The sequence below is a fragment of the Leptothrix mechoopdaensis (SeqCode) genome, assembly GCF_053893855.1.
Genome location: NZ_CM132699.1, coordinates 594,945 through 617,056, shown reverse-complemented (window position 1 = coordinate 617,056; position 22,112 = coordinate 594,945). Strand labels below are relative to the sequence as shown.

At 70.2% G+C, this 22,112-nt stretch carries 18 protein-coding genes; 8 read left to right on the top strand and 10 right to left on the bottom strand.

Features of this window, described 5'->3' with window-relative positions; all coding sequences use genetic code 11:
* Window positions 1-15: 15 nt before the first annotated feature.
* The gene (locus ACWA7K_RS02780) at window positions 16-933 is read left to right on the top strand and encodes a LysR family transcriptional regulator (protein WP_456165430.1); all 918 of its coding nucleotides are present in this window, start codon (window positions 16-18) and stop codon (window positions 931-933) included.
* On the opposite strand, the gene ACWA7K_RS02775 is transcribed toward ACWA7K_RS02780, so the two are convergent.
* The 6 genes from ACWA7K_RS02775 to ACWA7K_RS02750 form a co-directional block, all read right to left on the bottom strand.
* On the bottom strand, window positions 836-2,875 hold the full coding sequence (locus tag ACWA7K_RS02775; protein WP_456210324.1) for a sensor domain-containing diguanylate cyclase: 2,040 nt from the start codon (window positions 2,873-2,875) through the stop codon (window positions 836-838). The genes ACWA7K_RS02780 and ACWA7K_RS02775 overlap by 98 nt on opposite strands.
* Window positions 2,876-3,002: 127 nt before the next feature.
* Complete coding sequence (locus tag ACWA7K_RS02770) at window positions 3,003-5,519, bottom strand: sensor domain-containing protein (protein WP_456165426.1); 2,517 nt, start codon at window positions 5,517-5,519, stop codon at window positions 3,003-3,005.
* A gap of 222 nt (window positions 5,520-5,741) precedes the next feature.
* Window positions 5,742-6,233: an MOSC domain-containing protein gene (locus tag ACWA7K_RS02765; protein WP_456165424.1), complete on the bottom strand. Its 492-nt coding sequence runs from the start codon at window positions 6,231-6,233 to the stop codon at window positions 5,742-5,744.
* A gap of 67 nt (window positions 6,234-6,300) precedes the next feature.
* Complete coding sequence (locus tag ACWA7K_RS02760) at window positions 6,301-8,457, bottom strand: diguanylate cyclase (protein ID WP_456165422.1); 2,157 nt, start codon at window positions 8,455-8,457, stop codon at window positions 6,301-6,303.
* Window positions 8,454-9,260 carry a substrate-binding periplasmic protein gene (locus ACWA7K_RS02755; protein WP_456165420.1) on the bottom strand — a complete coding sequence of 269 codons (807 nt, stop codon included), beginning with the start codon at window positions 9,258-9,260 and terminating at the stop codon, window positions 8,454-8,456. Before ACWA7K_RS02755 ends, ACWA7K_RS02760 begins: the two co-directional genes overlap by 4 nt.
* A 135-nt stretch (window positions 9,261-9,395) precedes the next feature.
* Window positions 9,396-10,655, bottom strand: a complete 1,260-nt coding sequence (locus ACWA7K_RS02750; RefSeq protein WP_456165418.1) for an ROK family protein — start codon at window positions 10,653-10,655, stop codon at window positions 9,396-9,398.
* A 271-nt stretch (window positions 10,656-10,926) separates the two neighbouring features.
* Between ACWA7K_RS02750 and alsB the strand changes: the two genes are divergently transcribed.
* Genes alsB through ACWA7K_RS02715 form a run of 7 tightly spaced genes read left to right on the top strand, consistent with a single transcriptional unit; the run spans window position 10,927 to window position 18,055 of the window.
* Entirely contained in the window at window positions 10,927-11,868 is a 942-nt protein-coding gene (alsB, locus tag ACWA7K_RS02745; protein WP_456165416.1) for a D-allose transporter substrate-binding protein, read from the top strand.
* A 46-nt stretch (window positions 11,869-11,914) separates the two neighbouring features.
* Window positions 11,915-13,423: a sugar ABC transporter ATP-binding protein gene (locus tag ACWA7K_RS02740; RefSeq protein WP_456165414.1), complete on the top strand. Its 1,509-nt coding sequence runs from the start codon at window positions 11,915-11,917 to the stop codon at window positions 13,421-13,423.
* A 14-nt stretch (window positions 13,424-13,437) separates the two neighbouring features.
* Window positions 13,438-14,427, top strand: a complete 990-nt coding sequence (alsC, locus tag ACWA7K_RS02735) for a D-allose ABC transporter permease (RefSeq protein WP_456165412.1) — start codon at window positions 13,438-13,440, stop codon at window positions 14,425-14,427.
* Window positions 14,428-14,437: 10 nt separating this feature from the next.
* Complete coding sequence (locus ACWA7K_RS02730) at window positions 14,438-15,478, top strand: hydroxyacid dehydrogenase (protein WP_456165410.1); 1,041 nt, start codon at window positions 14,438-14,440, stop codon at window positions 15,476-15,478.
* A gap of 59 nt (window positions 15,479-15,537) precedes the next feature.
* Window positions 15,538-16,401, top strand: a complete 864-nt coding sequence (locus ACWA7K_RS02725; RefSeq protein ID WP_456165408.1) for a sugar phosphate isomerase/epimerase family protein — start codon at window positions 15,538-15,540, stop codon at window positions 16,399-16,401.
* 11 nt (window positions 16,402-16,412) lie between these two features.
* Window positions 16,413-17,048 carry a nucleoside/nucleotide kinase family protein gene (locus ACWA7K_RS02720; protein WP_456165406.1) on the top strand — a complete coding sequence of 212 codons (636 nt, stop codon included), beginning with the start codon at window positions 16,413-16,415 and terminating at the stop codon, window positions 17,046-17,048.
* The gene (locus tag ACWA7K_RS02715) at window positions 17,045-18,055 is read left to right on the top strand and encodes a hypothetical protein (RefSeq protein WP_456165404.1); all 1,011 of its coding nucleotides are present in this window, start codon (window positions 17,045-17,047) and stop codon (window positions 18,053-18,055) included. Before ACWA7K_RS02720 ends, ACWA7K_RS02715 begins: the two co-directional genes overlap by 4 nt.
* Before the next feature lie 16 nt (window positions 18,056-18,071).
* Here the strand turns inward: ACWA7K_RS02715 and ACWA7K_RS02710 are convergent, their stop codons facing one another.
* Genes ACWA7K_RS02710 through ACWA7K_RS02695 form a run of 4 tightly spaced genes read right to left on the bottom strand, consistent with a single transcriptional unit; the run spans window position 18,072 to window position 22,027 of the window.
* Entirely contained in the window at window positions 18,072-19,217 is a 1,146-nt protein-coding gene (locus ACWA7K_RS02710) for an ABC transporter ATP-binding protein (RefSeq protein WP_456165402.1), read from the bottom strand.
* A gap of 46 nt (window positions 19,218-19,263) precedes the next feature.
* Complete coding sequence (locus tag ACWA7K_RS02705) at window positions 19,264-20,295, bottom strand: LacI family DNA-binding transcriptional regulator (RefSeq protein ID WP_456165400.1); 1,032 nt, start codon at window positions 20,293-20,295, stop codon at window positions 19,264-19,266.
* A 2-nt stretch (window positions 20,296-20,297) separates the two neighbouring features.
* Complete coding sequence (locus ACWA7K_RS02700; RefSeq protein ID WP_456165398.1) at window positions 20,298-21,134, bottom strand: carbohydrate ABC transporter permease; 837 nt, start codon at window positions 21,132-21,134, stop codon at window positions 20,298-20,300.
* Window positions 21,131-22,027 (bottom strand): carbohydrate ABC transporter permease, encoded by an 897-nt coding sequence (locus ACWA7K_RS02695; RefSeq protein ID WP_456165396.1) that lies wholly within the window; start codon window positions 22,025-22,027, stop codon window positions 21,131-21,133. The genes ACWA7K_RS02700 and ACWA7K_RS02695 overlap by 4 nt, the downstream gene beginning before the upstream one ends.
* Window positions 22,028-22,112: the final 85 nt, after the last annotated feature.

Genomic DNA, 22,112 nt, shown 5'->3' with positions numbered 1-22,112 from the left:
GATTGATAATCCAGCATGATCAATTGGTCCCTGCGCGAGATCGCCGTCTTCGTCTCGCTGGCCGACACGCTGAGCTTTCGCAGCACCGCCCAGCGCCTGCACCTGTCGCAGCCGGCGGTGTCCGGCGTCGTGAGCCGGCTGGAGGCCAGCTTCGGCGCCGCGCTGTTCGAGCGCAGCACCCGCGCGGTCCGCCTGACCGATGCCGGCCACGCGCTGCTGCTGCACGCACAGGCCCTGCAGGCACAGGCCAAGGCGGCCGAGGCGGCCGTGCGCGACATCACCGAGCTGCGCCAGGGCCGCGTGCGCGTGGCCGCCCTGCCCTCGCTGGCGGCGACCGTCGTGCCGCTGGTCTTCTCGCAGTTCGCGCAGGCCCATCCCGGCGTGCAGCTCGACCTGTCGGACACGCTGTCGGTGGCGTCGTTCGAGCTGGTGCGCTCCGGCGAGGTCGACTTCGCCCTGACGGCGGAGAACCCCGCCTACGCCGACCTGACCTACGACAGCTGGACCAGCGACCCGTTCGTGCTGCTGCTGCACCAGGGCCATGCGCTGGCTCGCGGCCGGCAGCCGCTGAAATGGCGCCAGGTGCTGGAGCTGCCGCACATCTCGATGCCCGCGCCGACCAGCGTGCGCCAGTACGCCGACGACACCTTCCTGCAGCTCGGTCGCCGCTTCGAGCCGCGCTACGAGGTCGAGCACCTCGCCACGATCAACGCGATGGTGGCCGCCGGCCTCGGCGTCGCCGCCCTGCCCGAACTCGCCGCCCGCGTCGCGCGCGGCGCCGACGTCGTCCAGCGCCGCCTGGTCGACCCGGTGATCCGCCGCCCGATCGGCCTGGTCACGCTGCAGGGCCGCCGCCTGTCGACGGCGGCGCAGGCCGTCTGCGACCTGCTGCGCGAGGAGGTGCTGCGGATGCTGGCGGGGCCGCGTCGGTGACGCGGTTGCGCCCTTCGCGCTTGGCGACATAGAGCGCCTCGTCGGCGCGGGCCAGCATCGTGGCCATCGAATCGTCCGGGGCGTCCGGCCACGCGATGCCGATCGACACCGTGCATCGGATCACGTCGCCCGATGCCTCTGCCAGGGCTGCGGCTTCGATCGACTGGCGCAGGCGCTCGGCCACGTCGTGGCCGTCGGCCGGAGCGGTCTCGGGCAACAGGATCACGAACTCCTCGCCACCCAGCCGGGCCAGCAGGTCGATGTCGCGCAGCTGGGCCCGGCAGACATCGGCCACGCCCTTGAGCACCCGGTCGCCGACGGCATGGCCATGACGGTCGTTGATCCCCTTGAAGTGGTCCACATCCAGCATCAGCACGGTCAGCGGTCGACCCAGCCGTCGGGCGCGCTGCAGTTCGTGCAGCGCACGGTCCTCGAAGTCACGGCGGTTGGACAGGCCGGTCAGCGCGTCGGTGCGGGCCAGTTGCTCCAACTGGGCTTCCAGGCGCTTGCGCTCGGACAGGTCGAACACCGTCGAGCGGGTCGCCACGATCGCGCCCTGTTCATCGCGTATGGCAGAACCGCTGACCGAGACCGGCAGACGGCTGCCGTCGTGGCGGATGAGTTCCAGCTCGACATGGTCGATGTGACCCTGGGCCAGGAAGACCGGGAAACGTTCTGCAAACCGGATGCGGCTGGCCTCGGTGAGCAGGTCGGTGTAAGGCCGTCCCACCAAATCGACCAAGCGGTAGCCCAGCCAGTCCAGCTCGGTCGCGTTCATGCGCAGGATCCGACCCTGCGGGTCCAGCGAGTGGTAGCCGCAAGGCGCGCGCTCGTAGAGATCGAACACCTGCTCGCGCTGTTCGATCGCGTCGGCCTTCTCGGACAACGCCCGCAGGGCACCGTGGCGGGCGTCTTCGAGTCCGTCGAGCACGGTCTCGAATTCCTGGATGAGCAGACCGCCTCGCCGCCGCCCGTGGATGTCGACTCGGCTGGCGAATTCGACCAGCTGACTCACCTGCCGCAGCAGGAAGCTGGACGCGCGCTGCGTCAGCACGATGGCCAGGAGCAGCCAGATGGCGGCCAGGACGGCGATGTTGCGGATCGAGGCGGTCAGCGAGGCATTCAGCACCTCGTTGGCCACGCCCACACCGAGGAACCAGTTGCCGCCGTAGACCGGCAGCACCATGCTGGTGGAGGCGACGCCATCGAGCGTCCGGCCGGGCCAGGGTTGGACATCGCCCCGGCGCATCGCCGCCAGGAAGCCCGGCGCAGCGGACTTGCCGACGAACTGCTCCGGGTGGCGCGAGCGCGAGATCAGCACGCCCTGGCTGTCGGTGATGCCCAGCACCCAGCCCTCGGGCACGCCCCGGTCGGCCAGCAGGCGGTCGAAGGTCTCCGTGCGCAGGATGCCGCGCAGCACGTAGCGCACCTCGCCATCGATGCGCAGCGGCACCGACACGGCCACCACTGGCGTCGGGCTGTGGGGCACGCGGAAGGCGGTGGAGACGTGCGGCTTGCCAGACTGGTACACCGATGCCACCGAGGACGGGTCGCCGACCGCGAAGCCTGGGCTACCGAAGTCGGCGCCCGAAAAAAAGACCAGGCGGCCTTCACGATCCACCAGGGTGACGGAGCGCAAAGAATGCTCGCGGGCCACGAAGCGGCGGGCGTGCGCGTGCAGCGCACGCCAGTCACCGGCCTGGGCCGATGCGCTCTCGGCCAGCGCGCCGAGCGACAGGGTGGTCGTCTGCAACACGCTCTCGATCTCGACGACCTTGTCGTGGGTGCGGTCGACCAGGTCGGCCAGGATGGCCTCGCGGGAGCTGCGCTGGTACTCGAACACCACGAAGCCGGAAAAGGCCAGCACCGGCAGCATCGACACCAGGGCCAGGACGAAGAGCCAGCGCCGCAGGCCGACACGATGGTGAGTCAGGTCAATCACGTTCGGTGCAGGCCCGCAGGGCCCAGGAGGTTGACGATGGTTCCGGATCAGCGGTCGTGTCCGCCGCCCGGTTGCGGCCCCGAAGTTTCCACCGGATCAGCCGATGCCCGATGCCCGATGTCCGACTTCAGGGCAAGGCACGGTGACGTGCCTCCCAGGCCCGCACCCAGCCCACGAGTTCACCGCCCGGCATCGGTCGGCCGATGCCGTAGCCCTGGGCGAGTTCGCAGCCCAGTTCCAGCAGCATCGCGCTGTGGGCGTCGCTTTCGACACCCTCGGCGATGACGTGGCGGCCGAAGGCGTGGGCCAGGCCGATGACGCCCTGCACGATCGCCATGTCCTCGCTGTCGTGCAGCATGTCGCGCACGAAGCTCTGGTCGATCTTCAGCGTCTCGGCCGGCAATCGCTTCAGGTAGGTCAGCGACGAGTAGCCGGTGCCGAAGTCGTCGATCGCGAAGTGGACACCGAGCCGGTGGCATTCGGCCATCGTGCGCGAGGCAGCGCCCAGGTCCTCCATCGCGCTGGATTCGAGGATCTCCAGCTCCAGCAGCTGCGGATCGACGCCGGCATGGCGGGCCAGGTGCGCCGCCAGGCCCTTGGCGAAGTCGGGCTGCTGGAACTGCCAGGCGCCGATGTTGACGCTGACCGACAGCGTCAGCCCCTGCTGCGGCCAGACCTCCATCTGCCGCAACGCCTGGTCGATCACGTGGTCGCACAGCGCGAGGCTGACGGAGTGACGTTCGATGTCATCGAGGAAGCTGGCCGGCGACAGCAGCCCGAGCTCCGGGTGCTGCCAGCGGATCAGGGCCTCCGCACCGATGACACAGCCGGTGCGCAGGTTCACCTTGGGCTGGTACAGCAGCACGAACTCCTGGCGGCGCAGACCTTCCTCGACCCGCTGCAGGCGCAGGTCGCGGCTCTTGAACAGGGCGTCCTGCGCGAGGTCGAAATACTGGCAGCGGTTGCGGCCGGCCTGCTTGGCCTGGTACATGGCCTGATCGGCATGGCGGATCAGCTGGTCGGCATCGACATCGTCCTGCGGGTACAGCGTCACGCCGATGCTGACCGACACCTGCACGACCTGGCTGCCCAGCGCGATCGGCTCGGCGCAGGCCTGCAGCATGCGGTCCGCCAGCTGCGCGCAGTCGTCGGGATGGGCCAGGTCCGTCAGCACGGCCACGAACTCGTCGCCGCCGATGCGCGCCAGCGTGTCGCTCTCGCGCAGCGTCTGGCGGATGCGGTGCGCCAGCTTGACCAGCAACTGGTCGCCGACGTGATGGCCGTGGCTGTCGTTGATCGCCTTGAAGCCGTCCAGGTCGAGGTAGAGCACCGCCAGCGACTGGCGATGGCGCTGGTTGACGGCAATCGCCTGGCGCAGCCGGTCCTGCAGCAGCAGGCGATTGGGCAGATCGGTCAGCGCGTCGTAGTGCGCGACATGCTGCAGCCGCTCGGACTGCTCGCGCAGCGCCGTGACGTCGGTGAACAGCGCGACGTAGCTCTGCAGCCGCTGTTCGTCGTCGACGATGGCGCTGACCGTCAGCTGCGCCGCGAAGCGGTTGCCGTCGTGGCGCCGGCACCAGACCTCGCCCTGGAACTGGCCTTGCCGGACCAGCGCGCGGCGCAGTCGCCACAGGCCGGCACGGTCCTTCGCCGTGTCGAGGAACAGGCGGTGGTGGACGCCCAGCACCGCCTGCCGCGCATGGCCGGTGATGCGGCAGAAGGCATCGTTGACGTCCATCACGCAGCCGTCACGGTCGACGATCGCGATGCCCTCGTTGGCATGGGTGAAGACGTTGGACGTCAGCCGCAAGCGCGCCTCGGACTGCCGCGCCCGGGTCACGTCGCGGGCGATCTTCGAGGCACCGACGATGCGGCCGTCGGCATCCCGGATCGGCGAGATCGAGACCGAGACCTGCACCGTGCTGCCGTCCTTGCGCAGGCGCACCGTCTCGAAGTGGTCGACGCTGCCACCGTCCAGCAGCGTCTCGAGGATGAAGCGCTCCTCATCAGCCCGGTCGAACGGGAAGATCAGCGTCAGCGGCCGGCCGACGACCTCGTCGGCACGCCAGCCGAAGATGCGTTCGGCACCGGCATTCCAGCTCGTCACGATGCCGTCGAGCGTCTTGCTGATGATGGCGTCATCGGACGACTGCACGATCGCGCGGTAGTGCTCGGTCGCCACGGCGGGTGGCAAGGCGACGGCCTTGTCAGCCGTCCCGGTCGCATCAGCCGCAGCCCGCTGCGCGACCAGCTCGGTCAGGTCGCGCGCCACGGTCACCACCGAACGGACCCGTCCGCCCGGATCGATCTCGGGCGAGAGCAGCGAATGGATCAGGTGCCGCTGGCCTTGCGGCCCTTCATAGGCGAACTGCAGCGTCGACGCCCGCCCGCTGCGGAAGACCTGGGCCAGCGCCTGCTCCCACTGCTCGACCAGCGACGGCGGCATGCCCAGCTCGCGGTTGGTCCGCCCGAGAAACTGCGCCGCAGGCCGCCCGGTGATGCGTTCGGCCGCGTGGTTGACGTAGAGATGCCGGTGCTGCTCGTCGAAGCGCGACACGATGTCCTGCAGATGGTCGGCAACCCGGAGGTCAAACGACGGATCGACTGGCGCGTCCTGCCGGCTGGTGGCGTCGTGGTCTGGCATGCGATGGCCCTCCTCGGTCCGGGCGCCCTGCCCCACCGGCTCCGGGTCGGTGCGCAGATCCGATGGCGCGCTCGTTGGAACCCATCGTCCCATCGTTCTCCCGCTGCATGACGGTAGCCTTGACCACGATGGGGCCTTCGGGTGCGCAGCTGGACACGGGTGGGCCGATACCAGCGCAAGACGTGGCTCAAGACCCGGCTCAAGAGCCGCTCCCGCCAGCCCTCAGATCAGTGCCCGGACGCCGTCCCCCAGACGGATCGCGCCGGTGCTGATCACCCGGGCTGTCATGCCGCCGTGGCCGCGCATCGCGGCGTAGCCGCCGGCGCCGATCGTCTCTTCCATGCGGGAACAGGGCTGGCAGGGGCCGACGATTTCCAGCACGGCCTCGCCCACCTGCAGGCGCGCGTTCTTCAGCGCCAGCAGGTTGATGCCCGACACCACGAGGTTGCGCCGAAGGCCGATCGGATCGACCCGGTCGACACGTGCGAGCCGCGCGATGACGTCCAGGTGTTCGGCCTGGATCAGCGTGACCTGACGCGTCGACAGCTCCGCCTCGCCGCGCCGGCCGAGCCGGTCGTCGGCCAGCCCGATGCCGGCCAGCGCCACGGTGGCGTCGATGTGGCGGGCCAGCTCGCGGGGCGAGCCGCGCACGACGATGGCCTCGATGCGTCCCTCGATCGAGGGCGGACGGTTGAGATCTCGAAGGGTCTTCATGCCGACATTCTGGGCCGGTGCGCGGGTTCAACGGGGCGGCCTCCGGATACCGTCTGGCGCCCGCTGGTCACGCCACCGCCGCCGCCACCTCCACCCGGTTGCGCCCCTTCTCCTTGGCCACGTAGAGCGCGGCATCGGCGGCGCGGGTCAGCGTGGCGACGTCGGTGCCGCTGGCGGGGGCGCAGGCCAGGCCGACGGTGAAGGTGATGGGTTCGAGCGGCAGGCCGGCGTGGCCGGCTTCCTCGGCCATGCGCGAGAGGGCCAGCTCGAAGCGGGCGCTCGCGTCGGCGGCGGTCATGCCGGGCAGCAGGCAGATGAACTCGTCGCCGCCGTAGCGGCAGGCCATGTCGCTGGCGCGGATGCCGTGGATCAGCACCTGGGCCACGGCACGCAGCACGCGGTCGCCGACGTCGTGGCCGTAGCGGTCGTTGAAGCGCTTGAAGTGGTCGACATCGACCATCGCCAGCGTCATCGGCTCGCCGGCGCGCAGGCAGCGGGTCAGCTCGCGCGGCAGGGTCTCGTCGAACAGGCGGCGGTTCGGCAGGCCGGTCAGCACGTCGCGCAGCGCCTGTTCGCGCAGGCTGTCGCGCAGCCGCAGGTTGGACAGGCCTAGCTTGACGACCTCGCCGAAGACCTCCAGACGCTGCTGCGCGGCGCCGTCGGCGGCCAGCGGACTGCCGCCCTCGTGGTCCTCATGGGCATCGTGAAGATGCAGCACGCCGATCAGCTCGCCCTCGACATAGAGCGGCGTGCACAACATCGCGCCCGTCATGTCCCCGGACTGGTGACGGCAGCGGATCCCGCCGCGGCCGGCGTGCAGGTGCGGGCCGCCACGCCGGATCGACCAGCAGGCCGTGCGGGCGTAGTGATCGGGCAGGCAGCCGCAGTTGCCCCAGGTGCCGACGACGCGCATGTCGTCGCCCGCGCCGGCCACCGCGAAGCCGCCGGCACAGTCGGCGAACAGCTCGGCGGCGGCGGCGCGCACGACCTCGAAGGCCTCGGACTCGGTGCGCGCCGACTGCAGCAGCTCGTTGAGTTCGGCGATGCGGGCCATGTCGGACTTGTGCCGTTCGAGGTCGGCCACCATCGACGTCAGCCGGCCGTTGGTGGCGCGCAGTTCCTCGTCGCGACGACGCCGCTCGGTCGCGTTGGTGACCATCGCCAGCGTGCCGAGCGGGTTGCCGTCGGCATCGGTCATCGGGCAGGACGAGACCTCCGCCCAGACGTCATGGCCATCGGCGCGCAGGAAGCGGATCTCGCTGCGCTCGCTGTCCTGGCTGTCACGCGGGCGCAGCAGCGCATGGACTGCCGGGCGGTCGGCCAGGTCGACGAACTCGAACATCGAATGGCCCACCAGCTGCTCGACGCTGCGGCCCAACATGCGCGCCATCGCCTCGTTGGCCAGCGTGGTGATGCCCAGCGGATCGACCTGCCAGACGCCCTCGCCGGCCGTCTCGACGATGCGGCGGTAGCGCACCTCGCTGGCGGCCAGCGCACGCGCGGCGGTCTCCAGGCTGCGGGCCCGTTCGCCGGCCTCGCGCTCGTAGCGTTCGAAGGCGCTGGCGATCTCGCCGATCTCGTCGGCGCGGGCGGCCTCGGCCAGCGGCTCGCCACCCGCGAACCGTGCCGGCCCGTGGCCGATGCGCCGCGCGATGGCCGTCAGCGGCCGGGTCAGCGTGACGAAGGACAGCACGCCCAGCGCCAGCGCGACGGTGACGCTGCGCAGCACGTTGATCAGCATGTCGCGCCAGGCGCCTTGCAGGAAGCGCTCGACCCGCGGTGCCTGTGCGATGACCACCTTCAGCTCGCCGACCCGCTTGCGCGACGGGCCGACCTCGAGCGTCAGGCTGTAGTCCTGCGTCGGCGCGATGAGGCGGGTCCACCAGGCCCGGCCGGCATCGGCCGGGACCTTGTCGCTGTTGCCCTGCGCCAGCGTCTCGCCGAAGTCGCTGACCAGCATCGCCCGCTGCACCGGCACATAGGACAGCGCCCCCTGCACCACCACCCGGGCCGCCTCGCCGTTGAGGTTGTAGCAAGCCTGCGCGGCCGGCTCGCGCATGACGGCCAGCATCTGCAGGATCTCGCGCCGTTCGGTCTCGACCGACTGGCGGTAGTCGGCCCCGAACTGCAGCACGCTGAAGGCGGCGCCGAGCAGCACGCCCAGCAGCGCGGCCAGCATCGCGTGGCGGAAGGCCAGCCGGCCGATGCCGCGACGATCGCTCATGGCCGCGGCCCGCCTTTCTGGCTGCGCTGCCATTGCTGCAGGGCCTCTTCGAGCAGGCGGTTCTGCAGGCCGTCCTTGCGGGCCGCCGCCAGCCGGGTGTTGACGGCATCGATCAGCGCGGCGCACGGGCTCAGGCGCGAGAAGCCGTGGTGGACGTCGCCCTCGTTGACCGGTCGGGGCAAGGGCACGACCTTGTCGGCCAGACCCAGCCGCAGCAGCTGCGCGCGGCCGGTGTAGAGGCCGGTGACGACGTAGTCGATGCGGCCGGCGACCAGCTTCTGGAAGTTGACGTTCAGGCTGTCGGCGTCCTCCAGCGTCAGCGACTGTTCGGCGTAGCGGTCGAAGACATCGCCGAAGCGGTCACCGGCGGTGCGCCCGCCGCGCTTGCCGACGAGGTCCTGCGGGCTGTCGAAGCGCACCGGCCGGGCCTTGGCGGCGAAGACCGCCATCGGGTTGGGGAAGGCCGGCGCGCGGGTGAAGACCAGATAGGCCTCGCGCTCGGGCGTCGGCTTCAGGCTGACGATCAGGTCGATCTGGCCGTGTTCGGCCGACTTCAGCACACGCGGCCACGGCCCGACATGGCGGGCCTCCCAGGCCACGCCCAGCTCGTCGAGGATGCGCCCGGTCAGCGCCACGCTGGCACCGACGATGCGGTCGCCTTCGGCCCAGTGGTAGGGCGGGTAGTCCGGATTGGCCGAGAACACCACGCGGGTGCAGGGCGCTGCGGTCGTGGCCCTGACCGGCGCCGAGAGGCTCGCCAGGATCGTCACGGCAAGGCCGGTCAGCAGGAGGCTGCGTCTCATGGTCACCCCGCGCGGAAGCGTCGTCGCGATCGGCCGATTCTGCGCCCGGCCCCGTGCGGAAGTCCTGCGCCGGCTCAAGCTGGCGGCGCGGCGGCGCGGCCGATGTCACGCCGGGCGCCAGGCCCGGCCCCCCCCTCAGGTCGGGCGCCAGGCCCGCGACTCCGCACCCGCCTGCATCTGCTGCAGCGCCTGCGGCGACAGCGCGCTGTCGGCACCGAGCGAGATGCCGCCGATCACGCCGGCCTCGCGGCCGACGCGCGAGTTCTCGATCGTCAGCCGCCGCGTCGCCAGCGGCGGGGCGCGGCGATAGACCGCCGCGCGCACGCCCGACAGCAGGTCGTCGCTCATGTGGGCGAGCTTGCCGCCGAGCACGATGCAGGCCGGGTTGAACATGTTGACCAGCGTCGCGACCACCTCGCCGATCTGCGCCGAGGCCTCGCGCACCAGCCGGATCGCGGTCGTGTCGCCACTCGACATCAGCACCGCCAGCTCGGGCAGCACGGCGTCCGGATCGCCGTTGGCGGCCTTGATCTGGCCCAGGATCGCCGGCACCGACGCGATCGCCTCGATGCAGCCCTGGTTGCCGCAGGCGCAGGTGATGCGCGCGCCCTTCTCGACGCGGATGTGGCCGATGTCGCCGGCATCGCCGTCGGCGCCCCGGTGCAGCTCGCCGCTCTGCGTGATGATCCCGCAGCCGATGCCGCTGGCGACCTTGACGAACAGCAGCGGCGAGGCCGACGCCGGGCGCGAACGGGCCTCGCCCAGCGCCATCAGGTTGACGTCGTTGTCGACCAGCACGGCGACGTTCAGGCGCTGGCGCAGCCAGTCGGCGATCGGGAAGCCGTCCCAGCCCGGCATCATCGGCGGGCGCACCGGGATGCCGTTCTCGAAGTCGACCGGGCTGGCCAGGCCGACCACCAGCGAGCGGATCGGCAGCGTCGCCAGCTGGCCGTCGCGCAACAGGACCTCGAAGCGCGCCGCGACCTGTTCGAGCAGCACCTGCGGCGGCACGCTGAAGTCGGGCGTCAGGGCGTCCTCGGCGAGCTTCTGGCGCATCAGGTCGGCGACGACGAGGCGGGCGTGCGAGATGCCGATGTCGGCCACCAGGATCACCCCGGCGCGGGCGTTCAGCGTCAGCCCCATCGACGGCCGGCCGCGACCGGCGTAACGCGCCTTCAGCTCGCTCAGCAGGCCGACGTCGAGCAGCGGCTGGACATGGTCCGACACGGTCGAGCGCGCCATGCCGGTCAGCCGCGCGATGTCGGCACGGCCGATGCCCGGCTGCGCCGAGATCAGCCGCGCCAGCTCGCTCTGGACCTCCAGCTTGCCCATCCGGAACACCACCGCAGGCGCGGCGCCGGGCAGGTCGAGTCCGAGGGGCGCGTGGGGGTTCATGGTGCGGGCTGGCGGACGGGGGTGGATCGACGGCATTGAACCCTGCATTTCGTAGCCAACTGGCTCAGTGTTAACCCTGAATCGCCGATAGGCTGCTTATTTATGACGATTCTCGTTATAAATAATACAAAACTTCCCGGATTCGGGGCGAATCCTAGACTGCGCAGCCATAAAAGCCGTGCAAAGGAAGTCGCCGACGCCACAGCCCACACGCCCCGTTCCCCGCAATGCCACCACAAGAACAGCGCAGCCCGCGCTACAGGAGACACGCATGAAACTCAAGCAGATCGCCCTCACCCTGGCCGCCGCCGCCAGCCTGTCCGCCGGCCTGATCGGCAACGCCCAGGCGGCCGACTACGCCGTCGTGCTCAAGACGCTGGCCAGCCCGTACTGGGTCACGATGAAGGACGGCGTGGTCGCCGAGGCCAAGAAACGCGGCATCGAGGTCGACGTGTTCGCCGCCGCCGGCGAGGACGACATCACCGGCCAGCAGCGCCTGATGGAGGACGTCGTCAACAAGGGCTACAAGGCCGTCGGCGTCGCGCCGATCTCGCCGGTCAACCTGATCCAGGCGATGGCCGCCGCGACCAAGAAGGGCATCTACGTCATCAACATCGACGAGCGCGCCGACATGGGCCAGCTGAAGGCGGCCGGCGGCAGCGTCGTGACCTTCCTGTCGACCGACAACCTGGCGCTCGGCGAGAAGGCCGGCAAGTTCATCCTCGGCAAGCTCGGTGCCTCGGGCGGCAAGGTCGCGATCATCGAGGGCAAGGCCGGCAACTCCAGCGGCGACGCCCGCCGCGACGGCGTCAAGAAGGCCCTGGCGACGCAGTCCAACGTCTCGCTGGTGGCCAGCCTGCCGGGCGACTGGGACCGCTCCAAGGCGCTCGACGTGACCAACACCATCCTGCAGCGCAACCCCGACCTGAAGGCCATCTACGCCGCCAACGACGGCATGGCGCTGGGCGCGCTGCAGGCGGTCAAGAACGCCAACAAGCTGGGCAAGGTGATGGTCATCGGCACGGACGGCGTGCCCGAGGCGATCGCCTCGGTCAAGGCCGGCGAGCTGACCGCCACGGCGGCGCAGGACTCGGCCGCGATGGGCGCCATCGCGCTCGGCGCGATGATCGACGCGGTCAAGAACAAGCCGGCCATCAAGGTCGACGTGGCGCCGTCGTTCATCGCGGTGGACTCGCAGATCGTCGCCAAGTAAGCCGCTCCGGCCGCCCTCCGATGTCGCCCACCGCCGTCCACGTTCCATGAACCCGTTGATCGCGGTGCGCGGCATCGTCAAGCGATTCGGCAGCACCGTCGCGCTGCAGGACGTGAGCTTCGACGTCCAGGCCGGCGAGGTCCACGCCCTGCTGGGCGAGAACGGCGCCGGCAAGTCGACGCTGATGAAGATCCTCAGCGGCATCTACCAGCCCAGCGCCGGCGAGATCCGGCTCGGCCAGACGAGCCACGCCGGCCTGACCCCGCCGCTGTCCAAGCAGTTCGGCATCCGGCTGATCTACCAGGAACTCAGCGTCATCGACCACCTGTCGATCGAGGAGAACCTGTTCGTCGGCAGCCTGCCGACGCGGCGCGTGCTGGGGCTGCCGCTGATCGACCGGGCACGCATCCGCGCCCGCGCCAGCGAGGTGCTCCAGCGGGTCGGTCTGGACCGCCATCCGGCGACGCGGGTCGGCCGGCTGTCGATCTCCGAGAAGCAGCAGGTCGAGATCGCCAAGGCGCTGGCCAGCGACGCCCGCGTGATCATCATGGACGAGCCGACCTCGTCGCTGACCGACGAGGAGGTGCGCCACCTGTTCCAGGTCATCGGCGAGCTGAAGGCCGCCGGCATCGGCATCGTCTACATCTCGCACAAGCTCGCGGAGATCCCGCGCGTGGCCGACCGGGTGTCGGTGCTGAAGGACGGCCTGCTGGTGGCGACCTTCCCCGCCAGGACGACGCCGCCGCAGACGCTGATCACCGCGATGGTCGGCCGCGAGGTGCAGGCCGGCCGGCCCGCGCCGCTGCCAGATCAAGGCCACGAGACCGTCTTCGAGGTGCGCGGACTGAGCTCGCGCGACGGCCGCGTGCGCGACGTCAGCTTCAGCCTGCGACATGGCGAGATCCTCGGCTTCGCCGGCCTGATCGGCTCGGGCCGCAGCGAGCTGATGGAGACGATCTTCGGCGCCCGTCCGAGGGCCGCCGGCGAGGTCCGGCTGCGGGGCCGGCCGCTGGCCATCGGCTCGCCGTGGCAGGCCGTCAAGGCCGGCATCGCCTTCGTGACCGAGGACCGCCGCCACACCGGCTTCTTCCACAACTTCTCGATCGCCGAGAACATCTCGATCCTGCCCTTCGTGAAGGGCGCGAGACGGCGGCTGTCGCTCGAACGGGTCGACCTCGACCTGGAACGGTCGCTGGGCCGCCAGTACCGCGACCGGCTGCGCATCCGCTGCGCCTCGCCGGAGCAGAACATCACCGAGCTGTCGGGCGGCAACCAGCAGAAGGCCATCATCTCCAAGTGGCTCGCGGCCGACAGCGAGGTCTTCATCTTCGACGAGCCCACGCGCGGCATCGACGTCGGCGCCAAGAGCGAGATCCACCAGATCATGCGCACGCTGGCGGCCTCCGGAAAGGGCATCCTGATGGTGTCCTCCGAACTGCCCGAGCTGCTCGGCGTGTGCGACCGCATCGCGGTCTACCGCCACGGCCGCATCGCCCAGATCCTCGACAACGCCGATGCCAGCGAGGAAGACATCCTGCGCATCGCCACGGCCTGAGCGCCCCACACCCGATGACGACTCCCGACAAGACCGCCCCGGCGGCCAGCGCCCGCGCGGCGCGGCCCGACCTCGGCACGCTCTGGCAGAGCTACGGCACGCTGGCCATCCTGCTGGTGCTGGTGGCCATCTGCAGCGCGCTGTCGCCGCAGTACTTCCTGACCACCGACAACCTGGTGCAGGTGCTGCTGCAGAGCTCGGTGATGATCCTGCTGGCCTGCGGCGTGTTCTTCACGATCCTGATCGCCGGCATCGACCTGTCGGTCGGCTCGATGCTCGCGCTGACCGGCATGGTCACCGCGCAGCTGATGGTGGCCGGCTGCCCGCCGTGGCTGGCGGTGCTGCTGGGCGGCGTGCTGCTGGGTGCGCTGCTCGGGGCGATCAACGGCGTGCTGGTCAACGTGACGAAGCTGCACCCCTTCATCATCACGCTGGGGATGATGGCCATCTACCGCGGCCTGACGCTGATCCTGTCGGACGCGCGCTCGGTGTTCGGCTTCCCGGTGACCTTCTCGAACATCGTCGCCGGCCGCATCCTCGGCGTGCCCACCCCCGTGCTGATCGCGCTGGCGGTCGCCGCCTTCCTGCATGTGCTGGCCGGCAGCACCAAGGTCGGCCGCAATGTCTACGCGCTCGGCGGCAACGCCCAGTCGGCCTGGTTCTCGGGCATCGACATCCCCCTGCACACGCTGGTCGTGTTCGTCATCTCGGGGGTCTGCGCGGGCATCGCCGGCGTCGTGATGATTGCCCGCACCGGCGCGGCCGAACCCAATGCCGGCACCGGCTTCGAGACCTTCGCGATCGCCTCGGCCATCATCGGCGGCACCAGCTTCTTCGGCGGTCGCGGCCGGGTCTCCGGCGTCGTGGTGGGCGGGCTGATCATCGGCGTGATCAGCAACATCCTGAACATCATGAACGTGCAGTCGTACTACCAGCAGATCGTGATGGGCGCGCTGATCATCGGCACCGTCACGGCCGACAAGCTGTTCGGCCAGCAGAAATGAGGCCCCGTCCATGAGCCATCCGCCGTCCGACCGCCCGGTGATCCTGCTGGCGCCCGCGCCGCGCCGTGTCGCCGACATCTTCACCGCCGACCAGCTGGCGCGCCTGCGTGCGCTGGGCGACCTGCACGTCTACGACGACGTGCCGCCGACACCGGCCGAGTTCGACGCGCTGGCGCCCCGGCTGCTGATCCTGCTCGGCCAGATCGACATGCCCGAGGCCCGCCTGCTGGCCGCCCCTGGGCTGCGCGCGATCGTCAACGTCGAGAGCAACTTCCTGCCCAACATCGACTACGCCTGCGCGATGGCGCGCGGCGTGCGCGTCCTCAGCGTCAGCCCCGTGTTCGCCGAGCCGGTGGCCGAGGCCGCGCTGGGCATGGCGATCGACCTGGCGCGTGGCATCACGCGTTCGGACCGGCTGTTCCGGCAGGGCCTGGAGTCCTACGGGCTGGAGGCCAACCGCGACGCCTGGTCGCTGCACCGGCAGGACATCGGCTTCATCGGCTTCGGCGACCTGGGCCGCGCGATCGTGCCGCTGCTGGCGCCGTTCAAGCCGCGCCTGAAGGCCTACGACCCGTGGCTGCCGGCCGAACACGTGCAGGCGCACGGCTGCCAGCCGGCCACGCTCGACGAGGTGCTGAGCGGCTCGCAGCTGGTCTTCGTGGTCGCCGGCGTGACCTCGCAGAACCAGGGCTTCCTGGACCGCGACGCCTTCCGGTCGATGCGGCCCGGCGCCGCGCTGGTGCTGGTCAGCCGGGCCGGCGTGGTCGACTTCGACGCGCTGCTCGACGTCGCCGCATCGGGCCACATCCGCGTCGCCACCGATGTCTTCCCGCAGGAGCCGCTGCCGGCCGGCCACCGCGCCCGCCAGGTCGACGGCCTGCTGCTGTCGCCCCACGTGGCCGGCGGCATGGCCGAGGCGCTGGCCAACATCGGCGTGCTGGCGACGGCCGACGCCGAGCTGATCGCGCGCGGCCTGCCGCCCTGCCTGTGCAAGGTCGCCCAGCCCGAGACGGTGGCGATGTGGCGCAGCAAGCCGATCGACAAGAGCTGACCCCTACCCCTGTTCCCCCGCCCGCACGCCGGACCCTCGCCCCACACCCAAGGAAACGCATGAACACCCTCGGCATCCACGCACTGGTCTGGGCCGGTGACCTCGCCCCGGCCTCGGCCCGCCAGATCATCCTGGACTCGAAACAGGCCGGCTTCGACCTGGTCGAGCTGTCGCTGCACGCACCGCAGGTGATGGACATCGCCTACACCCGCGACCTGCTGCAGGAACACGGCATGAAGGTCGGCTGCTCGCGCGGCCTGTCGTTCGCGGCCGACGTGTCCAGCGAGGACCCGGCATGTGTCCGACGCGGCATCGCGATGCTGGAGGAAGGCGTGACGATCGCCGCGCAGCTGGGCGGCAACTACTTCGGCGGCATCCTCTACGGCGCGATGGCCAAGTACCCCGGCCCGCTGACCGCCAAGGGCCGCCAGAACGCGACCGAGTCGGTCAAGCGCATGGCCGACTTCGCCGCCGCCAAGGGCGTCACGCTGGGCCTGGAGGTCGTCAACCGCTACGAGAGCAACCAGCTCAACACGGCGATGCAGGCGCTGGAGATGCTCGACCGGATCGACGCGCCCAACGTCAAGGTCCACCTCGACACGTACCACATGAACATCGAGGAGGTCGACTTCCTGCGCCCGGTGCTGGCCTGCGGCAACCGGCTCGGCTACGTCCACATCGGCGAGAGCCACCGCGGCTACCTCGGCACCGGCACGATCGACTTCCCCGAGTTCTTCCAGGCGCTGGCCGAGATCGACTACCAGGGCGTGATCACCTTCGAGAGCTTCTCGTCGGCCGTCGTCGACGACACCCTGTCGAACGCGCTGTCGGTCTGGCGCAACCTCTGGGGCGACGGCATGGACCTGGCCAAACACGCGCGTGCCTTCATGGCCGACGGCATGATGAAGGCCCGCAACGCCTGAGACGCACGACGATGAGCCTGCCCCCCACGCTGTCCCTGAGCGACGCCGCCGAGCGGCTCGCCACCTTCCTGGCGCGCGACACGCGCACGCTGCTGGGCATCGTCGGCCCGCCCGGGGCCGGCAAGTCGACGCTGTCCGAACACCTGCAGGCGCTGCACCCGCAGCGCTCGCAGATCGTGCCGATGGACGGCTTCCACCTGGCCAACGTCGAACTGGCCCGGCTCGGCCGCGCCGGCCGCAAGGGCGCGCCCGACACCTTCGACAGCCACGGCTATGTCGCGCTGCTGCGCCGGCTGCGCCAGCAGGCCGATGACGAGATCGTCTACGCGCCGACCTTCCGGCGCGAGATCGAGGAGCCGATCGCCGGCGCCATCCCGATCCACCCGCACATCCCGCTGCTGATCGCCGAGGGCAACTACCTCGCGCACGACCAGGGCGGCTGGCGCCACGTCGCGCCGCTGCTCGACGAGATCTGGTTCGTCGACGTCGACCCGGCCCTGCGCATGGAACGGCTGGTCGCGCGCCACATGCGCTACGGCCGCTCGCAGCAGGAGGCGATCGACTGGGCCCACGGCACCGACGAGCCGAACGCCCGGCTGATCGAGGCCACGCTGCCGCGCACGCATTTCCGGGTCCGCGTCACATGAACGCCGGGCCGGCCGACGACACGCCCCAACCGGTCGAATGGACGCTGCGCTGGCGCTGGGGCGACGTCACCGTGCAGGCCCTTGGCGGCATGCTCGCGCCGCTGACGCTGCGCCTGCGCGACGGCCGCAGCGTGTCGCCGCTGCAGGTGGCGCCCTGGGGCGCCGACAACGACCCGCGCTGGCCCGGCGTGCTGCGCCGCCTGCGCGGCGAATGGCCCTGCCTGCCCTACGGCGCCGTGCAGCCACCGCCCGGCCTGCCGCACGGCTGGCAAGGCCACGCGGCCGAGGAGGACTGGGCCCACGGCTACACCGCCAACCACGACTGGCACCGGGTCGCGCAAGACGACGACGTCCTGAGCGTCGCGATCGACTACCCGGCCGACAGCCCGATCGCACGGCTGGAGCGCCACATCCGCCCGGACCCGGACGCCGCCGCGCTCCACGTCGAGCTGCACATCCACGCACGCCGCGCCTGCCAGATGCCGCTGGCGCTGCACCCGACCTTCGCGGTGCCGTCGACCGGCGTGCACCTCCACACCACGCCGGCCCGCTGCATCCACACCTACCCGGTGCCGACGGAGCCCGGCGTCTCGCGCCTGCGCCCGCTGGCCACCGCGTCGTCGTTGACCGCCGTGCCGTCGCTCGACGGCATCACCGCGCTGGACCGCCTGCCGCTGATGCACGACACCGAAGAGCTGCTGCAGCTCGAAGGCTGCGCGCCGCCGTTCGCGCTGGACTACCTGGCCGAAGGCGTGCGGGTCGAACTCGACTGGGACACCGCCGTGCTGCCCGATGCGCTGCTGTGGTTCAGCAACCGCGGCCGCCGCCACCCGCCCTGGTCCGGCCGCCACGTCGCCCTCGGCATCGAACCGATGTCCGGCTTCTTCGACCTCGGCCGCGTCGTCACGCCCGCCCCGGACCACCCGCTGGCCGGCCAGCACGGCATCCGGCTCGATCCGGCACAGGCTCAGGTCGTGAGCTACCGGCTGTCGGCCAGCGGCGTCTGAAGGCTCGGGCGGGCCCTCACGCCGCCAGCGGCATCGCCACGATGTCGGGCACGCGCTGGCGCCGCAGCGCCTGGCCGTCGGCGGCGAACAGGTGGGCGTCGTCGGGCGAGAAGTGCAGGCCGAGCGTCTCGCCCAGGGCCACGCGGGTGTTGCCGCCGACCAGCGCGCTGAGAGACGGGCCGGATGCGGTGGTGATCTCGACGAAGGTCTCGTGGCCGAGCCGCTCGACCAGGCCGACCTCGCCGCCCAGACTCACGGCCGCGACGCCCCCGACGACCGGCCCGTCCCCGGCGCCGATGTGCTCGGGCCGGATGCCCAGCGTCATCGCCTCGCCGACCTGCGTGCGGCCCGGCGCCACCGGGATGCGGTGTGCGCCGACCAGCGCGGCCGAGGTCACCGTCACGCCCTGCGCGTCGACCGCGCTGACCTGCACCGGCAGGAAGTTCATCTTCGGCGAGCCGATGAAGCCGGCCACGAACTGGTTCTTCGGCAGGTGGTAGAGCTCCAGCGGGCGGCCGACCTGGCGCACCTCGCCGGCCTCCAGCACGACGATGCGGTCGGCCAGCGTCATCGCCTCGACCTGGTCGTGGGTCACGTAGACCATCGTCGCGCCCAGGTCGCGGTGCAGCCGGGCAATCTCGGCGCGGGTGTTGACGCGCAGCGCCGCATCGAGGTTGCTCAGCGGCTCGTCGAACAGGAAGACCTCCGGGTTGCGCACGATGGCGCGGCCGATCGCCACGCGCTGGCGCTGGCCGCCGGACAGTTCCTTGGGCTTGCGCCCGAGCAGGTGTTCCATCTTCAGGATGCGCGCGGCCTCGCCGACCTTGCGCTCGACCTCGTCCTTCGGCGCACCGGCCAGGTTCAGGCCGAAGGCGACGTTGTCGAACACCGTCAGGTGCGGGAACAGCGCATAGGACTGGAACACCATCGCGATGCCGCGGTCCTTGGGCGTGAGGTCGTTGACGACCCGCTCGCCGATCGACAGCGTGCCCGACGTGGCCATCTCCAGCCCCGCGATCAGGCGCAGCAGCGTGGACTTGCCACAGCCGGAAGGGCCGACGAACACGATGAACTCGCCGTGTTCGATGCGCAGGTCCACGCCCTTGATGATGTCGTGCGAGCCGAAGGACTTGCGCAGGTTCTGGAGTTCGACGCTGGCCATGTGCAGGCTCCGTGTGTCAGGTGTAGGTCGACGTGTCGTGCGCGGATCAGCCCGCGCGGGTCGTCTGCGACGAACGCCGCACCACCAGGGTCGGCTTCGTCACGTGGTGGACCGGCTCGGTGCGGCCCTCGATGCGCTCGATCAGCTGCTCGGCCGCCGCCGCGCCCAGCCCGTGCGGGTCCTGGTCGACGGAGGTCAGCGAGATCTGCGGCAGCGCGCTGATGTGGAAGTTGTCGTAGCCCACCACCGCGAGGTCCTGCGGCACGCGCAGCCCCATCTCCTGGGCCTCGGCCATGACGTTGATCGCCACCGTGTCGTGCCAGCAGAAGATCGCCGTCGGCCGCGACGGCAGGCCCAGAACGCTGCGGGCGAGCTGGCGGTCCTCGTCATCCGAGCCGCCGCTGCGGGTCTTGCAGATCTGCAGGTGGTTGTCGAGGCCGTGCGACTGCATCGCGCGGATGTAGCCGCGCTGGCGGTAGACGACCGGGTTGACGGCGCTGTCCTCGGGCGGCTCGAAGCTGAAGAAGGCGATGCGCCGGTGGCCCTGCGCGATCAGGTGGGAGACGGCCAGGAAGGCGCCCTCCTCGTCGTCGTTGTTGACGGTGTCGAAGGCGCCGCCGGTCTCGTGACGGCCGAGCATCACGATCGGCACGGTGGTCGTGAGCTTCCACAGGTCGTCGTGGCCGATGATCGGCGCGATCAGCACGAAGCCGTCGATCTTGTGGTCGAGCATGGTCTCGATCAGCGCCTGCTCGGTGCGGTGAGCCGGCGGTCGCACGGCCATCAGCGGCTGGTATTGCGTGCCCTCGATGGCGCTCCACACGCCGTCGAGGATGTCCGGGAAGAAGGGGTTGCGCATGTCGGGCATCACCACGCCCAGCGTGTACGTGCGGCCGCGCAGGCCACGTGCGGCAATCTGCGGCCGGTAGTTCAGCTCGGCCATCGCCTGCTCGACGCTGGCGCGCATCTGCTCGCTGATGCCGTAGGCGTTGCGCAGCACCTTGGAGACCGCCGAGCGGGACACGCCGGCCTTGGCGGCGACGTCGGCGATGGTGGCGCGCTTGATCGGGTCGGCCATCGTCAGCCCTTGACCGCGCCAGCCGTCATGCCCTGCACGATCTGGCGGTTGAAGAACAGGAACATCACCAGCGGCGGAATCGTGATCAGCAGGATGTTCATGAACAGCAGGTTGTAGGACGTCGTGAACATGCTCTGGAAGTTGTAGAGCGTCAGCTGCACCGTCACGTTCTTCGCGCCGGGCAGGTAATACAGCGGGTTGGTGAAGTCGTTGAAGACGGCCACCGACTGCACCACGATCACCGTCACCACCACGGGCTTCAGCAGCGGCAGGATGACCTTGAAGAACAGCGCCAGCGGGCCGGCGCCTTCGATGATCGCAGCCTCGTCGAGCTCCTTGGGCACGGTCGCGATGAAGGCGCGGAACAGCATGATGCTGAAGGCCAGACCGTAGGCCACCTCGATCAGCACGAGGCCCGTCTTCGTCTTGAAGAGGAACAGGCTCTGCATCACCCAGATGGTCGGCACCACTGCCGGCGGCATGATCAGGCCGGCGAGGATGCAGACATCGGCCACGCGGCTCCAGGCGCTGCGGCGGCGCTGCAGCACGAAGCCGACCATCGCGCCGAACACCACCATCAGCGCCACGCTGGCCACCGTGATGACGACGCTGTTGAAGAAGGCCAGCAGCAGCATGTGGTCGCGCGCCTCGATGACCTGGCGGAAGTTGTCCCAGGCATGCGTGACCGCCGGCCAGGTGAAGCGCAGCAGCGCGGCTTGCTCGACGTCCTTGACCGACATCGCCAGGATGAAGGCGAAGGGCACGAGGAAGATGGCGCTGACCACCACCAGCCCGAGCAGGCCGGCGATCAGGTTCCAGTGCTTCTTGAGGCGGTTCATGATGCGGCGGCATCCTTGTTCAGGCGCAGGTACAGCGGCACCACCAGTGCCGAGATCAGCACGAACAGCACGACGTTGCCGGCGGTCGACAGGCCGTAGAAGCCGGCCTGGTACTGCTTGTAGATGACCGAGGCGATGACGTCGGTCGTGAAGCCCGGGCCGCCGCGTGTCATCGCCCAGATCAGGTCGAAGGAACGCAGGCCGCCGATGAAGCTCAGGATCACCACCGTGACCGTCGCCGGCCGGGCCAGCGGCAGCGTCACGCGCAGGAACTGCTGGCGCCAGTCGGCGCCCTCGATGCGGGCGGCCTCGTAGTACTCGGCCGGGATCGCGACGATGCCGGCGATGTAGATCAGCGTGGCCAGGCCGACGCCCTTCCAGACGTCCACCAGCGCGACCGACAGCAGCGCGAAGCGCGGATCGGTCAGCCAGGACGGGCCCTCGATGCCCACCCACGCCAGCACCTGGTTGATCAGGCCGTGGTCCGGGTGCATCAGCACCGTGAAGGTCAGGCCGACACCGACCGTGCTGACCAGCACCGGGAAGAAGATGACCGAGCGCAGGAAGTCGCGGAACGCGATCGGCGAGGTCAGCACCACCGCCAGCGCCATGCCGAAGACGACCTTCAGGCCGGAGGTCACGACCGCGTAGATCAGCGTGTTGACGAGGCCCTTGACCAGGAAGGGCTCGCGCAGGAACTGCTCGAAGTTGTCCAGGCCGATGAAGGTCGACTCGAACAGCGTCCAGCGGGTCAAGGCGAAGTAGAACGACGACAGCATCGGGGCGAGGAACAGCACGCCGAAGACGATCGCCGCCGGGATGAAGAACCAGGCCGGGTAGCTGCGGGCCTCGACCGGTCGAGGCCGGGCACGTTGGCGGTTGTCGGAGGTCATGGCCGAGACAGGTGGAGCGAGTGGTGCATCGCGGGAAGAGAGGGCCGGTCCGCAGCATCGAACGATGCCGAAGACCGGCCGGTTT